11 protein-coding genes are annotated in these 14,372 nt (G+C 64.6%); 3 read left to right on the top strand and 8 right to left on the bottom strand.

Translation table 11 applies throughout. The features are described from left to right. Positions 1–23 precede the first annotated feature (23 nt). From SM764_RS01030 to SM764_RS01005, 6 genes are all read right to left on the bottom strand, one after another. Entirely contained in the window at positions 24–1,301 is a 1,278-nt protein-coding gene (locus SM764_RS01030) for an amidohydrolase family protein (protein ID WP_369000918.1), read from the bottom strand. Then, a complete protein-coding gene (locus SM764_RS01025) occupies positions 1,301–2,245 on the bottom strand; it encodes an ABC transporter permease (RefSeq protein ID WP_065272625.1) in 945 nt (314 codons plus the stop codon). Before SM764_RS01025 ends, SM764_RS01030 begins: the two co-directional genes overlap by 1 nt. A 1-nt stretch (position 2,246) precedes the next feature. Further along, entirely contained in the window at positions 2,247–3,296 is a 1,050-nt protein-coding gene (locus SM764_RS01020) for an ABC transporter permease (RefSeq protein ID WP_369000794.1), read from the bottom strand. Next, positions 3,286–4,830 carry an ABC transporter ATP-binding protein gene (locus SM764_RS01015; protein ID WP_369000793.1) on the bottom strand — a complete coding sequence of 515 codons (1,545 nt, stop codon included), beginning with the start codon at positions 4,828–4,830 and terminating at the stop codon, positions 3,286–3,288. The genes SM764_RS01020 and SM764_RS01015 overlap by 11 nt, the downstream gene beginning before the upstream one ends. 16 nt (positions 4,831–4,846) lie before the next feature. Further along, positions 4,847–5,872, bottom strand: a complete 1,026-nt coding sequence (locus SM764_RS01010; protein ID WP_369000792.1) for a BMP family protein — start codon at positions 5,870–5,872, stop codon at positions 4,847–4,849. Between the two features lie 233 nt (positions 5,873–6,105). Beyond that, positions 6,106–7,713: an acyl-CoA synthetase gene (locus SM764_RS01005; RefSeq protein WP_369000791.1), complete on the bottom strand. Its 1,608-nt coding sequence runs from the start codon at positions 7,711–7,713 to the stop codon at positions 6,106–6,108. A 224-nt stretch (positions 7,714–7,937) separates the two neighbouring features. On the opposite strand from SM764_RS01005, the gene SM764_RS01000 reads away from it, so the two are divergent. Genes SM764_RS01000 through SM764_RS00990 form a run of 3 tightly spaced genes read left to right on the top strand, consistent with a single transcriptional unit; the run spans position 7,938 to position 12,229 of the window. Then, a complete protein-coding gene (locus SM764_RS01000) occupies positions 7,938–8,645 on the top strand; it encodes an ABC transporter ATP-binding protein (RefSeq protein WP_065273718.1) in 708 nt (235 codons plus the stop codon). Between the two features lie 4 nt (positions 8,646–8,649). Continuing rightward, a complete protein-coding gene (locus SM764_RS00995; protein ID WP_369000790.1) occupies positions 8,650–11,013 on the top strand; it encodes an ABC transporter permease in 2,364 nt (787 codons plus the stop codon). A gap of 7 nt (positions 11,014–11,020) precedes the next feature. After that, entirely contained in the window at positions 11,021–12,229 is a 1,209-nt protein-coding gene (locus SM764_RS00990) for an efflux RND transporter periplasmic adaptor subunit (protein WP_369000789.1), read from the top strand. Positions 12,230–12,257: 28 nt separating this feature from the next. On the opposite strand, the gene SM764_RS00985 is transcribed toward SM764_RS00990, so the two are convergent. Together SM764_RS00985 and SM764_RS00980 are read right to left on the bottom strand one after the other, a co-directional pair. After that, positions 12,258–13,754, bottom strand: a complete 1,497-nt coding sequence (locus SM764_RS00985; RefSeq protein ID WP_369000788.1) for a class I adenylate-forming enzyme family protein — start codon at positions 13,752–13,754, stop codon at positions 12,258–12,260. Between the two features lie 49 nt (positions 13,755–13,803). Further along, positions 13,804–14,250 (bottom strand): PaaI family thioesterase, encoded by a 447-nt coding sequence (locus SM764_RS00980; protein ID WP_369000787.1) that lies wholly within the window; start codon positions 14,248–14,250, stop codon positions 13,804–13,806. Positions 14,251–14,372: the final 122 nt, after the last annotated feature.

The raw sequence follows: 14,372 nt of genomic DNA, 5'->3' as shown, positions 1-14,372 counted from the left end.
AAGCATCGCGATACTTCTGCGCACTACCCCACCTCATGCCGCCGCCGCACAGTCTCGGGACGTCCCGGCAGGCCTAGGCGCGCATCTCCACGGGCGCTGCGGGCGATGACCTTGCCCTTGGCGACTACCGCCAGACGGGCGGGGCGCAGGCGGACGGCTTCGGTGGGGGTGCTGGCGTCCAGAACCACCAGTGAGGCATCGGCGCCGACCTTCAGGCCGTAGTCCTGCAGCCCGATGATCTGGGCGTTGACCTCGGTCACCATGGTGAAACAGCGGGCCATCTCGTCCGGATGGCTCATCTGCGCCACATGCAGCCCCATGAAGGCGACGTCCAGCATGTCTCCGGTGCCAAGGGAATACCAGGGATCGAGCACGCAGTCCTGTCCCCAGCCGACGGGAATGCCAAGGGCCTGCATTTCCTTCACGCGGGTCAGGCCACGGCGTTTGGGGAAGGTATCGTGCCGCCCCTGCAGCATGATGTTGATCAAGGGGTTCGGGATCGCGGAGATCCCGGCCTCGGCGATCAGCGGCAACAGCTTGCTGACGTAGTAGTTGTCCATCGAATGCATCGAGGTCAGGTGACTGCCCGCAACGCGCCCCTGCAGGCCGAGCCGCTGGGTCTCATAGGCCAGCGCCTCGATATGGCGGGACATCGGGTCGTCGGTCTCATCGCAGTGGATGTCGACCATCAGGCCCCGTTCCGCGGCGATCTCGCAGAGATCACGCATCGACTCGGCGCCGTCGGCCATGGTGCGTTCGAAATGGGGGATGCCGCCGACGACCTCCACCCCCATGTCCAGCGCGCGGATCACGTTCTCGCGCCCCGTCTTGGTACGGTATAGGCCATCCTGCGGGAAGGCGACCAGTTGCAGGTCGATGTAGTCTTTGACCTTCTCCTTCACCTCCAGCATGGCGGTGACGGTATTAAGGTGATCGGGCGTTGTATCCACGTGAGAGCGGATCGCCAGCGTCCCCATGGAGGCCGCCCAGTCGCAATAGGTGAGGGCGCGCTCGACCATCTCATCCACCGTGGCGATGTCGCGCAGCTCCCCCCAAAGGGAGATCCCTTCCAGCAGCGTGCCAGAGGCGTTCAGCCGCGGTTTGCCATAAGACAGCGTCGCATCCATATGGAAATGCGGATCGACAAAGGGCGGCGCCACCAGATCGCCACTTGCGTCGATGACCTCAGCCGCTTCGGCCTCCAGACGGGCCTCGATGGCGGTGATCTTGCCGCCTGCAATGCCGATATCGGCGGTTGTTCCATCGGGCAGGGTGCCGCCCTTGACGATCAGGTCGAACATCATCTTTCCCCCTTGTTGAAGGGCACCATCAGCGCCGCCGGGATCTCGGCGCGGCGGGACATCACCACCAGCGCCAGAATGGACAGGATATAGGGCATCATCAGGAAGACCTGATAGGGCACCACCGCGCCGATGCCGGTTTGTTGCAGGCGGATTTGCAGGGCGTCAAAGGCGGCAAACAGCACCGCGCCCAGCACCGCCTTGCCCGGCTTCCAGGCGCCAAAGACCACCAGCGCGATACAGATCCAGCCGCGCCCGTTCACCATGTCAAAGAAGAAACTGTCAAAGGCCGACAGCGTCAGGAAGGCGCCGCCAATGGCCATGAAGCCCGAGCCGACCACCACCGCGCCCATGCGGATCGCGGTGACCGACAGGCCCTGCGCCGCCACAGCCTGCGGGTTTTCCCCGGCTGCCCGCACCGCAAGGCCCAGCGGCGTCCGGTACAGCACCAGCGCCGTCAGCCCCGCCAGCACAAAGGCGGCATAGGTGAGCGGCGTTTGCGAGAACAGCGCAGGGCCTACGAGGGGCAGATCTGACAGAAGCGGGATCTCATAGGGTTGAAAAGCGGTGATTTTCGGCGGCGAAGACACCTCGGGCAGGATCACCCGGTAGGTATAGAAGGTCAGCGAGGTCGCCAACAGCGTCAGCCCGACCCCGACCACGTGCTGCGACAGACCAAAGGGCACGGAAAACACCGAATGCACCAGCCCCAGCATCATGCCGGTCAGCATGGCCACCGCGACCCCGCCCCAAAGCGGCAGGCCGCCCCAGACCGCGATCCAGCCTGCAAATGCGCCCGCGACCATGATGCCCTCGATGCCGAGGTTCAGAACGCCCGCGCGTTCGCAGATCAGCTCTCCGATGGTGGCAAAGATCAGCGGCGATGCGATGCGGATGGCTGCAGCCCAGAAACTGGCCGACAGCAGGATGTCGATGAGATCCATGTCAGTCCCTCCGCAGGCGGAATTTGGTGAGAAGGATCGCTAGCACCATGAACAACAGGGCCGAGGCGAGCATGATATCGGCAAGGTAACTGGGCACGCCTGCGGCGCGGCTCATGCTGTCGGCGCCGACAAAGATGGCGGCCACGAACAGCGCGGCGACAACCACGCCCAGCGGGTGCAGCAGCGCCAGCATGGCGACCACGATGCCGGTGTAGCCAAAGCCGGGACTAAGATCGAGCGTCAGAGACCCCTTGAGGCCCGAGACCTCGGAAAAGCCCGCAAGACCGGCAAGGCCACCGGATAGCAGTGCGGTTTTGAGGATCACCTTGGTGACCGGGATGCCGGCGAAACCGGCGGCCTCGGCGTTCTGGCCGACGGCGCGCATTTCATAGCCCAGCGTGGTGCGGGTGTTGATCACCCAGACGCCAAGGGCCGCGATCAGTGCCAGCGCAAAGCCCCAGTGCAGGCGCAGCCCCTCGACGATGCGGGGCAGGCGAGCCTCTGGCAGCAGTCGCGCGGATTTGGGCCAGCCCATGCCCATGGGATCCTTCAACGGTCCTTCGAGCAGGTAGCTGACAAACAACAGGAAAATGAAGTTGAGGAGTAGCGTTGTCACCACCTCATCGACCCCCAGCCGGGTTTTCAGGAGGGCAGGGCCCAAGAGGATCAGCGCCCCGGCCAGCATCGCGGCTATGGCGCAAAGTGCAAGCATCAGCGGCGCGGGCAGGGACATCGCACCTGTCCCCAGAACCACCGTGATCACCGCACCCGCATAAAGCTGCGCCTCGGCACCGATGTTCCACAGCTTGGCCCGGAACGCCACCGCGATGGCCAGCCCGGTAAAGATCAGCGGTGTTGCGCTGTTCAGCGTTTCCAGAATGGCAAACTTGGATCCGAAGGCGCCTTTCAGGATCAGGCCAAAGACGGCAAAGGGGTTGCCGCCCGCGATCATCGCCAGCAGGGCCGCCACCACAAAGGTCGCGGCGATGGCCAGCGCTGGCGGCAACACGCGCCGCCCAAGGGAGGGCGCAGCAATGGGTTCAAGCCGCATCGGTTATGTCCTTGTCAAAGCCTTCGCCTGCCATCCAGCGGCCCAGATCCTCGGGGCGCATGGTGCCACGGGCAAATTCCGGGCTGAGCCGCCCTTCGGAAATCACGTGGATCACATCCGACAGGCGCATGATTTCATCGAGGTCCTCGGAGATCAGCAGAACGGCGGCGCCGCGGTCGCGGGCCTTGGCCAGTTGTTCATGCACGTAGTTCACCGCGCCGATGTCCAGCCCCCGCACCGGCTGGTTGGCGAGGATGATATCCGGTGCGCCTTCGAGCACCCGGCCGAGAATTAGTTTTTGCATATTGCCGCCCGACAACAGGCGAATGCGGATATCCGGCCCCGGGCAGCGGATGTCGTAGCCCTTGATCAGGCTCTCGGCAAAGGCGCGCGCTTTTTTCCAGTTCATCCAGCCGCGCTGGCTGAACCGGGTAGCGTAGGTTTCGAGGATCGCGTTCTCGGTCAGGTCGAAATCGGCGATGGTGCCGGTCTTGTGCCGGTCCTCGGGAATGCGGGCGACGCCGTTGGCGATGGCGGCGCGGGGCGACCAGCCCTGCGGTGCTTGCCCGTGCAGGGTGATGCTGCCGCTGGATGGGGCGATGAGGCCGGAAATCAGATCCGACAGCGCCGCCTGCCCATTGCCAGATACCCCGGCAAGGCCGGTGATCTGGCCTGCGCGCAGGTCCAGCGCCACCCGTGCCAGCCCCGGCGCCGATCCGGCGCCCGGCGTGGTGACTTCGCGCAAGGACAGCAGCGGCGCGCCGGGGGTAGCGGGGGCAATGCTGGGCGCGCTAACCTCTGCGCCGACCATCAGCGCGGCGAGTTCCTCGCCATTGGTGTCTGTGGTGGCGCGCTCGGCCACCAGGCGGCCATGGCGCAGCACCAGCACGCGGTCGGAAATCGCCATGACCTCGTGCAATTTGTGGGAAATGAAGATGACGGACAGCCCCGAGGCAATCGCTTCGCGCAGGGTGGCGAACAGCGCGTCGGCCTCTTGCGGGGTCAGAACCGCAGTGGGCTCGTCCAGGATCAGGATCTTTGCATCGCGGTAAAGCGCCTTCAGGATCTCGACCCGCTGACGCTCGCCGACGGTCAAGCGTCCCACCTTGGCGTCGGGATCGACCTTCAGGTGGAAGCGTTCCGACAGGTCGCGGATGCGCGCCTTGGCGGCGGCGGGCCTCAGGCTGGCAGCGCTAAGGGCATCAACACCCAGCACGATGTTTTCCCAGACCGTCAGGTTCCCCGCGAGGGTGAAATGCTGGTGCACCATGCCGACACCCGCATCCAGCGCCGCGCGCGGATTGCCCGCGGGCAGGGGCTGGCCGAACAGCTCCACCGATCCTTCATCGGCGGTGTACTGGCCGAACAGGATGTTCATCAGCGTGGTCTTGCCCGCGCCGTTTTCCCCCAAAAGCGCGATCACCTCACCCCGGTGCAGGGAAAAGCTGACGTCTTCGTTGGCGGTGACGGGACCGAACCGTTTCGTAATGTTCTGAAGGCGCAGGACAACCTGCGCCTTGTCTGTTTCTGTCATAGCCGAAAGGCCCGTATCAGGAGGATTTGGGTTCTTCGTCGTTGATCGCAACGGTGAAGGAACCGTCCTTGATCGCGGCGGTGCGGGAGGCAACCAGATCCAGCGCCTCTTGCGGGATCTTGCCTTCGAAGGTGCCATAGGGCGCCAGCGAACAGCCGCCTTCCTTCATGAAGGAATACATGCCGTAGTCAGCGGCGGTAAAGCTGCCGTCCTTGACCGCTGCAATGGCCGCATCCAGCGTCGGTTCGAAATGCCAGATCGCCGAGGCAACCACGGTTTCGGGGTAATCCGACTGGGTGTCGATGACGTTGCCGATGGCCAGAAGGCCCTTTTCCTTGGCCGCGTCCGACACGCCAAAGCGTTCGGCATAAAGGATGTCGGCGCCGTTCTCGACCATGGCGAATGCGGTTTCCTTGGCTTTCGGCGGATCGAACCAGGAACCGATGAAGGAGACCTGGAACTTCATCTCGGGGTTCATCTCCCGCGCACCGGCCATGAAGGCGTGCATCAGGCGGTTTACTTCCGGGATCGGGAAGCCGCCGACCATGCCGATATTGCCGGATTTCGACATTGCGCCCGCGATAATGCCGGAAAGATAGGAGGCATCCTGAATATAATTGTCAAAAACGGACAGGTTCGGGATTGCCGGGTCTTCCTTGAAGGAAGAGCCCATCAGGAAGGCCACATCGGGGTATTCGGCGGCAACTTCGCGCGCTTCGGCTTCGACACCGAAGATTTCACCGATGATCAGCTGGTAGCCCTGTTCGGCATATTCGCGCATCACGCGGGAATAGTCCGAGTTCGAGGTGTTCTCGGAATAGGTATAGCTGATGTCGCCGCGGTCCTGCGCGGTCAGGGCGGCCACATGGATACGGCTGACCCATTGCTGTTCGACCGGCACGGTATAGATGCCCGCAACTTTCAGCGGCTCAGAGGCCATCAGGCGGCCAGGCGCGGCAACGGCGCCTGCGGTCAGAGCAGCGGCAGCGCTGGTGGCCAGGAACTGGCGGCGCGATACGGCGCCCTTGAATTCATTTGTCATGGAACAATCCCCCTGTTGAATAAGCCCCTGAAACACGGGACAATTGTCCAATCGGTAGAAACACCGCGCCGATCAGGCAAGCGGTCATATGTTGGACATGTATCCTTCTGAGCCTTCGCCTAATTTGTGGGCAAAGGCAAGAATTTTCGCCACTCAAAGCGTCATATGGAGGATGCGGATGGGGGGCGCCCCGCCCATGGTTCGGGCGGGGTCTGGGGGCCTGGATCTACTGGTCAGGCACTCTCTTCTTCAAAGACGCCCGCGTATGCGATCCGCAGGTCGCGCTTCAGGATCTTGCCGCTGGCGTTCTTGGGCAGCGCCTCGACCAGGGCGATATGCTTGGGGCTTTTGAAATGGGCCAGGTTTTCACGGCAATAGTCCATCAGCGCCTCTATGCTGGTGTCTTCGCCCGGTTTGGCCACCACCACGGCGGTTACCGCCTCGATCCATTTGGGGTGCGGAATACCAAAGACCGCGACCTCGGCCACGGCGGGATGGCGGAAGATGGCTTCCTCCACCTCACGGCTGGCGACGTTTTCACCGCCGGTCTTGATCATGTCCTTCTTGCGGTCGACCACATAGAGGTAGCCTTCCTCGTCAAAACGGCCCAGATCGCCGGAATGGAACCAGCCGCCCTGAAAGGCTTCGGCGGTCTTGGCGGGGTCCTTGTAGTAACCAAGGATCAGATGCGGGCTGCGGTGCACGATTTCGCCGACTTCGCCAACGGGCAGGTCGTTGCCATCGTCATCGACCACGCGGGTTTCGACGTTCAGCGCGGGCCGACCGGCCGAGCCGAGCTTGCTCAGCTGTTCATGCGGCAGCAGGATGGTGGCGACAGGGGCCATTTCCGTCTGGCCGTAGAAATTGAACAGGCGCAGGTTCTGCAGGCGGCTGGTCAGCTCCTCGATGATTGCCGTGGGCATGATCGAGGCACCGTAATAGCCCTTGCGCAGGGAACTGAGGTCGGTCTTGTCGAAATCCGGGTGGCGCAGCAGCGCGATCCAGACGGTGGGGGGGCAGAACAGTTTGGTGACGCCCTCGGCGGCGATGGCTTCCAGCATCTTGCCCGGATCGGCGGCCTCCATCAGAATGCTGGTGGCACCCAGATACATGTCGGGTGTCAGGAAACAGTCCAACTGCGCGCAGTGGAACAGCGGCAGGCAGTGCAGCTCGATGTCGTCGGCAGCCATCTCTCCATCGCTGATGCAGCTGCCGTATTGCGCATAAAGCGCGTCCGAGGACAGCAGCGCGCCCTTGGGCCGGGATTCCGTGCCGCTGGTATACATCATCTGGATCGGATCATCGCCCGCGATCTCCACATACGGCGCGCTGTCGTCGGTATGCTCCAGCACGGTCTCGGCGGCTTCCCAGCCTGCGGGAACCGCGTCGGCGGCATGGGCAATCGACAGGCGGAACAGCATCGGCTGTTCCAGCTGGGCGAGCGCCGCATCGGCAGTGGCACAGAGCGCGTCCTCGGCGATGATGGCACGTGCGCCGGAGTGATCGAGGATATAGGCCACGTCTTCGGCGTTCAGCATGAAGTTGACGGGCGTCGTCACCGCCCCCAGCCGTGCCAGAGCCAGTCGGAACACCACGAAGGCGCGGTTGTTGTGGGACAGGAGCGCCACCCTGTCGCCCTTGGTGATGCCGCGCGCGGCCAGACCGTTGGCAGCGCGGTTCACCGCTGCATCGAGTTCGGCAAAGCTGTCGCGCTGCCCGCGGAACACCAGCGCGGTCTTCTGCGGCGTGCGGGCGGCGCTGCGGCGCAAGAGATCGCCCAGCTGCTGGCTGCGGGCACGGGCGATGGTGGCGGAAAGCTCCGCTTCGGTCTGTGTTGTCATTCTGTCCTCCCTGGTTCTGGCGAGATCCTGCCCGATGTCGCCGGGGCGTCAAGCCTTTGGACGGGCAGAACCCTCCGTCACGTTGCGTGCCTTTTGCGGGGCAGGTGCGGGCGTTGTCGCTGCAACGGTAGGGGGCCCATCTGCCGGGGCTTTGTATTCGGGGTTGAGCCATGTCAAAGTTCAGGGCGCGCCGTGCCCCTATCGATGGGGGCCAAGAGGTGAACATGCCCGACGTCGTCTTCAGAACCAAGGACCTGACCAAGGTCTATGATACCGGCCAGCAAAAGGTGCATGCGCTGGCGGGTGTCGATCTTGAACTATACGCTGGTGAGCTGGTGGTGCTGCTGGGGCCGTCGGGCAGTGGCAAATCCACGCTGCTGAACATTCTTGGCGGGCTGGATCACGCCACCGACGGCCGCGTCTGGTTCCGCGATCAGGAGCTGACGGGCATGGGCGACCGGGGGCTGACCCGGTTCCGGCGCGATCACGTCGGGTTTGTCTTTCAATTCTACAATCTGGTGCCCAGTCTGACCGCCTGGGAAAACGTGCAGCTGGTGACGGACGTGGCGCGCGACCCGATGCCGCCCGAAGAGGCGCTGAAAGAGGTCGGCCTTGGCAGCCGCATGGATCACTTCCCGGCGGAAATGTCCGGCGGCGAGCAGCAGCGCGTCGCCATTGCCCGCGCCATCGCCAAACGCCCCGAGATCCTGTTGTGCGATGAACCCACTGGGGCGCTCGACAGCAAGACCGGGGTGCAGGTGCTGGAGGCGCTGCGCCGCATCAATGAGAGCACCGGTACCACGACCGTGGTGATCACCCACAATGCCGCGATCCGGCAGATGGCGCATCGGGTGATCTGGTTCCAGGATGGCAAGATCCGTCTGGTGGAGGAAAACGCCACCCGGCTCGCCCCTGCCGAGATCGAGTGGTAGGGCGATGCAGGCGCTTGATCTTAAACTCTTGCGCAGTTTCCGCCGTCTTTGGGCGCAGGCGCTGGCCATTGCACTGGTGTTGGCCTGTGGGGTTTCGATCCTGCTGATGGCCTTTGGCATGGAGCGGGCTCTGGATGACACCCGCGCCGCCTATTACGAGCGAAACCGCTTTGCCGATGTCTTTGCACGCGCAACGCGGGTGCCGGATCACGAGATGGGGCGGGTGCAGGCCATCGACGGTGTGCGCGCTGCCGAGGCGCGGGTCGAACACTACGCCATCCTCGATCTGCCGGAGAAGGTCGAGACGGTGACGGGGCTGGTGCTGTCGCTGCCCGGAAATGGCGGGCCGTTGCTCAACGTGCCACTCCTGCGGAGCGGGCGCCTGCCGGACGCGGATGCCTCGGACGAGGTGGCGATCAATGATCCCTTTGCCCGCGCCAACGGGCTGCGCCCCGGCGACCGGTTCAGCGCCAACCTGAACGGCCAGCGGCGCGACCTGCGGGTGACTGGCACGGTGCTGTCGCCGGAATTCATCTATACTCTGGGGCCCGGTGCGCTGCTGCCGGACAATGAAACCTTTGGCATTATCTGGCTGCCGGAACGGGTGGCCGAAGCGGCCTTTGATATGAAGGGCGCCTTCAACAGCCTGTCGGTCAAGCTCAACCCCGCCGCCCGGCAGGATGAGGTGATCGACCGGATCGACGATATTATGGCGCCCTATGGCGGGCTTGGCGCGCATGGCCGCGATCTGCAACTGTCGGATCAGTTCATCGATGCCGAGCTGAGCGAGCTGCGCAATACCGCGCTGATCCTGCCGCCGATCTTTTTTGGGATCACCGCCTTTCTGGTCAATATGGTGGTGGGGCGGATCGTGCTGCTGGAGCGCAGTGAGATCGGCCTTCTGAAGGCGCTGGGCTATTCCAACTATGAGGTCTGCCTGCATTATCTGCTGCTGGCCGGGCTGATCGCCTGCCTTGGGGTGCTCATTGGCTGGGCTGCGGGCACCTGGCTGTCGCGGTCGCTGGCGCAGATCTACGCGCAGTTCTTCGAATTTCCCTATCTGATCTTCCACACGCGGCTTGATGCCTATGCGCTGTCCGGGGTGCTGGCGTTGCTGACCGCGGGTCTTGGCGCGGCGCAAAGCGCGCTGCATGTGGCCCGTATGGCGCCCGCGGTGGCGATGTCGCCGCCCGCGCCGCCCCGGTTCAAACGCAACCTTCTGGACCGGATGCTGACCCGGCTGCGTCCCTCGCAGGCGGTGATGATGATCCTGCGCAGTCTGGTGCGCTGGCCGGTGCGCTCGGGGCTCAGCATTCTGGGGCTGTCGCTGGCGGTGTCGGTGCTGGTGGCCTCGGGCTTTTTCCAGGACGCGCTGGACGAGATCATGGAGACCTCTTTCTATCAAGCGAACCGGCAGGATGCGGCGCTGATCTTTACGCCTGATATCCCGGAAACAGCCTTGCCCGAGGTGGCGAACCTGCCCGGCGTGCTGCAGGCCGAGGGGCAGTTCTATCAGGCGGCGGTGCTGCGCCATGGTCATCTCAGCAAGGATATCTCGATCGAGGCCCGCCGCCCCGGCGCCGATCTGGCCCGCATTCTGGATGGCGACGGCCGGGTGGTGGAGCCGCCTGCAGGTGGCATCCTGCTGTCCGAACGTTTGGCCGGGCAGCTGGAGGCGCGCGCGGGCGATGTGATCGAGGTCGAGTTCAAGGGCGGGCGCAACGAAACGCACATGGTGCGGGTCTCGGGCACTGTGACACAGTATTTCGGCATCGGTGCCTATATGGACCTCGACACGTTGAGCGCACTGCTGCGGCAGGCGCCGCGCATCACCGTGGCGCATCTGCGGCTGGATCAGAACGCGGTGCCAGAGCTGCACGCCCTGCTGAAGGAAACGCCCTCGCTCAGCGGGCTCAGCATGATGAGCGAGATCCGCCAGTCGTTCCGCGAAACCATCCGCGAGAATGTCATCGTGATGACCACGGTCTATGGCGTGATCGCGGTGCTGATCACGGTTGGGGTGGCCTATAACGGCGCCCGCATCCAGATGTCCGAACGCGCCCGCGAACTGGCCAGCCTGCGGATCCTGGGCTTCACCCGGGCCGAGGTTTCTTTCATTCTGGTGGGGGAGACCATGCTGCTGGCGCTGCTGGCCCAGCCGGTCGGATGGCTTCTGGGCGCGGGGATTGCGGCGCTGCTGGCACATGGGTCGTCCAGTGACCTCTATTCGATTCCACTGGTCCTGAAACCGGCGGGTTTTGCCACGGCCAGCCTTGTGGTGCTGGGGGCGGCGCTGGCGTCGGTGCTGCTGGTGCGGCGGCGACTGGACCGGCTGGATCTGGTCCAGGTCATGAAAACGCGGGAGTAGAAAGACGATGCTGAGAACACGAACCGTTGTCATGGCCGCAGGGGCGGCGCTGGTTGCCGGAACCTTGGCCTTTGTCGCCATGCGGACCGATCCGGTGGCGGTGGATCTGCACCAGATCGGCACAGGGCCTTTGCAGGTGACGGTCAATGCCGATGGCAAGACCCGCATCCGCGAAATCTACGATGTCGCGGCGCCGATCACCGGCACCGCGCAGCGCGCGCCGGTGCGGGTGGGCGATAGTGTCGTGGCCGGGGAAACCGTGGTGGCGGTGCTGACGCCCGCCGCCGCAAATCTGCTCGATGCGCGCAGCCAGGCCGAAGCCGAGGCCGCCGTGCGCGAGGCCGAGGCAGGACTGGCGGTGGCGCGCAGCAAGATGCGCCAGGCCTCGGAAACGTTGACTCTGTCGGAAAGCGAATTCCGCCGCGCCGATACGCTAGTGCAGCGCGGCGTGGTTTCCCGCACCCGGCTGGAGGAGCTCGAACAGAAGCTGCATATCGACCGGGCGGCGATGACGGCGGCAGTGTCGGCGCTGGAAATGGCCAAGGGCACGCTGGATCGCGCCCGCGCTGCGCTGATCGAACCCGGCGCCGCCGAGGCGGGGCAGACCTGCTGCCTGACCGTGACCGCGCCGATGTCGGGGCAGGTGCTGACCGTCGATGTGCTGAGCGAACAGACCGTGCTGGCCGGAACCCGGCTGATCTCCATCGGGGATCCCGAGGATCTGGAGATCGTTGCCGATCTTCTGTCCACCGATGCGGTGCGGCTGAAGGAAGGCGACCGGGCCATCGTGGAACGCTGGGGCCGCGATGCGCTGCTGGAAGCGCGGGTGCGGCGCATCGAACCGGCAGCCTATACCAAGGTTTCGGCCCTCGGGATCGAGGAACAGCGGGTCGATGTGATCCTCGACCTGACCTCTGCGCCCGAAGACTACGCGGGCATGGGCGATGGCTATGCCGTTTTCCTGCGCATCGTCGAATGGGAAGGCATGGATGTCCTGTCGGTGCCGCTGAGCGCGGTGTTCCGTCAGGGCGCAGGCTGGGCGGTCTTTGTCAATGAGGCGGGCATCGCCCGGCGCAAAGCTGTGAGGCTGGGCCGCCGCAACGACCGCAGCGCCGAGGTGTTGGAAGGGCTCTCCCCCGGTGATCAGGTCATCCTGCACCCTTCGGACCTGATCTCGGACGGCAGCGCAATCGCGCCGCGCCCGGATCAAAGTTGAACCATGCTGGGCTGACCGCAGTGGCGGCTCAGTCCAAATCCGCTGCGAAGGTTTCGATCAACTTGTGCTTCAGGATCTTGCCCGTCGGGGCAGCAGGCAGCTGCAGGGTCAGTACCACCCGCGAGGGGCGTTTGTAGCCCGACAGCCGCTCGGCCACATGCGCCTTCAACGTGGCCTCATCGGTGGCAGCAAGATCGGCCACCTGCACAAAGGCCAGCACCTCTTCATTGCCATCCGCCGTGCGGCCCACCACGGCGCTTTGTACCACGGTGGGGTGATCGTTCAGGGCTGCCTCGACCTCTTGCGGGTAGACGTTAAAGCCTGAGCGGATGATGATTTCCTTGCTGCGCCCGACGATATGCAACCGGCCCTGTTCATCGAACCGGCCGATGTCACCTGTGCTGAGCCAGCCATCCGCGTCGATGGTGGCGCGGGTGGCCTCGGGGTTGCGGTAATAGCCGACCATGACATGCGGGCCACGGGCCTCGATCTCGCCGGTTTCGGCGCCGTCCTTGATGCGGGCCTCGGTACCGGGCAGGGCGGTGCCGACGCTGGTGTCGGGATCGCCGATCAAATTGGTGGTGGCCGACAAGCCGGCGGTGCATTCGGTCATGCCATAACCGTTCTGCAGCGCCAGACCGTAAAAGGCCTCGGCGTTGCGTTTCCAGGCCGGGTCCAGCGGCGCCGCCCCGGAGGAGACATAGCGCAGCTTGCTGCCTTCGAGTTTGCTGACGCCCTGCTCGCGGGCGTATTGCATCAGCAGCGCGTGCATCTGAGGCACGGCGGGCAGCACGGTGACGCCATCCTGCAGCGCCTCATAAAGGGCGGCGGGCGTGAACCGGGCCTGCAGCCGCACTGCAGCCCCGGCGCGGGCCGAGGCAACGATCATCGAGGCCAGGCCAAAGACATGGGTGACAGGCAGTCCGCCATAGACTTGATCGCCGGGCTTGATCCCGCGCAGATTGGCCGAGGCTTGTCCCGCAAACAGCAGGTTCGCATGGCTCAGCATCACGCCCTTGGGATCGCCGGTGGTGCCGGTGGTATAGAGCATGACCGCGATCTGCTCCGGCCCGTCCTGAACCGGTTCCGGCGCGCTGGGACCAGCCACGGCAATGGCCACCTGACCATAAAGTCCATAACGGCTTTGTGCCTCCAGCCGGAGCGCATGGGCGGCGGCGTCCTTTGACGAGGCGGTGGTCAAGACGATCACGCGCGGGGTGGCATGGGCGGTGACGCGGGTGATTTCATCCGCGCTCATCCGTGCATTGACCGGAACCGCCCAGGCGCCGATCCGGCTGCAGGCAAACAGGAAAGCCACAGTCGCCGCCGCGTTTTCCGACACGATCAAAACCCGGTCCCCTGGCGCCACGCCTTCGGTGCGCAGATCCGCCTCGGCGTCCTTGCTGGCCTGCTGCAATTCAGCATAGCTCAGCGGGCGCCCGTCGAAATCAATGAGAGCCAGCGCCTCGGGAGAGGTCACGGCCCAATGCTCAACGGTTTCGTGGATGCGGGTATAATCGGTCATGAGCTGGGTCCGGGATCAGTGGTGAGTGTTCAGGAGTGGTGCGCGCGGGTCAGTCTTTGGCAGCAGAGCCGCCGTTCAGCCGGTCGGTGGGAACCCGGCGAAATACCCCGTTCGAGGTGGCGATCAGGGTGCCGTCCTCGGCCTCCAGCCGCCCGGAAATGAACAGGGTGCTGCGCCCGCCGCCGGTGATCTGCCCGGTTGCGGTAACCCGTCCGGCATAGGCGGGGGCGATGAACTGGGTGGTCAGGGAGATGGTCAGAAACGGCGCGCGTCCCGTGGGATCGACGCTCATAGAGCCGGTGGCGCCGCTGGCGCTGTCCAGCAGCGTGGTGGCGATGCCGCCGTGCAGAACCCCGTGGCGGTTCAGGTGCGTTTCGTTGAGGTCCAGCCAGCAGCGCGCGCCGCCATTACCTGCGCTGTTGCTGACGTCCAGAACATAGCCGATCAGGCGCTGCGGGCCGGTTTCGGAATGGATGATCAGGTCGTCAGTGGACATTGAAGGCTCCTTGGTCTGCGGGGGCTGGACTGCGCCGGTCGCGGGCATGATGCGGGCACAACACGGGCGCGCGCAGCCGATTTTGCGGCACCTTAGCAGGGCCGTCGATCATTTCAATAAAT

Source organism: Pseudophaeobacter sp. 1A16562 (genome assembly GCF_041008785.1).
GTDB lineage: Bacteria > Pseudomonadota > Alphaproteobacteria > Rhodobacterales > Rhodobacteraceae > Phycobacter > Phycobacter gallaeciensis_A.
The sequence above is the reverse complement of the archived record's forward strand: the minus strand, read 5'-3'. Positions and strand labels throughout refer to the sequence as shown.

Coding starts and splice junctions, on each gene's coding strand:
- SM764_RS01030 (WP_369000918.1), bottom strand. CDS start 1,301: ATGTTCGACCTGATCGTCAAGGGCGGCACCCTGCCCGATGGAACAACC.
- SM764_RS01025 (WP_065272625.1), bottom strand. CDS start 2,245: ATGGATCTCATCGACATCCTGCTGTCGGCCAGTTTCTGGGCTGCAGCC.
- SM764_RS01020 (WP_369000794.1), bottom strand. CDS start 3,296: ATGCGGCTTGAACCCATTGCTGCGCCCTCCCTTGGGCGGCGCGTGTTG.
- SM764_RS01015 (WP_369000793.1), bottom strand. CDS start 4,830: ATGACAGAAACAGACAAGGCGCAGGTTGTCCTGCGCCTTCAGAACATT.
- SM764_RS01010 (WP_369000792.1), bottom strand. CDS start 5,872: ATGACAAATGAATTCAAGGGCGCCGTATCGCGCCGCCAGTTCCTGGCC.
- SM764_RS01005 (WP_369000791.1), bottom strand. CDS start 7,713: ATGACAACACAGACCGAAGCGGAGCTTTCCGCCACCATCGCCCGTGCC.
- SM764_RS01000 (WP_065273718.1), top strand. CDS start 7,938: ATGCCCGACGTCGTCTTCAGAACCAAGGACCTGACCAAGGTCTATGAT.
- SM764_RS00995 (WP_369000790.1), top strand. CDS start 8,650: ATGCAGGCGCTTGATCTTAAACTCTTGCGCAGTTTCCGCCGTCTTTGG.
- SM764_RS00990 (WP_369000789.1), top strand. CDS start 11,021: ATGCTGAGAACACGAACCGTTGTCATGGCCGCAGGGGCGGCGCTGGTT.
- SM764_RS00985 (WP_369000788.1), bottom strand. CDS start 13,754: ATGACCGATTATACCCGCATCCACGAAACCGTTGAGCATTGGGCCGTG.
- SM764_RS00980 (WP_369000787.1), bottom strand. CDS start 14,250: ATGTCCACTGACGACCTGATCATCCATTCCGAAACCGGCCCGCAGCGC.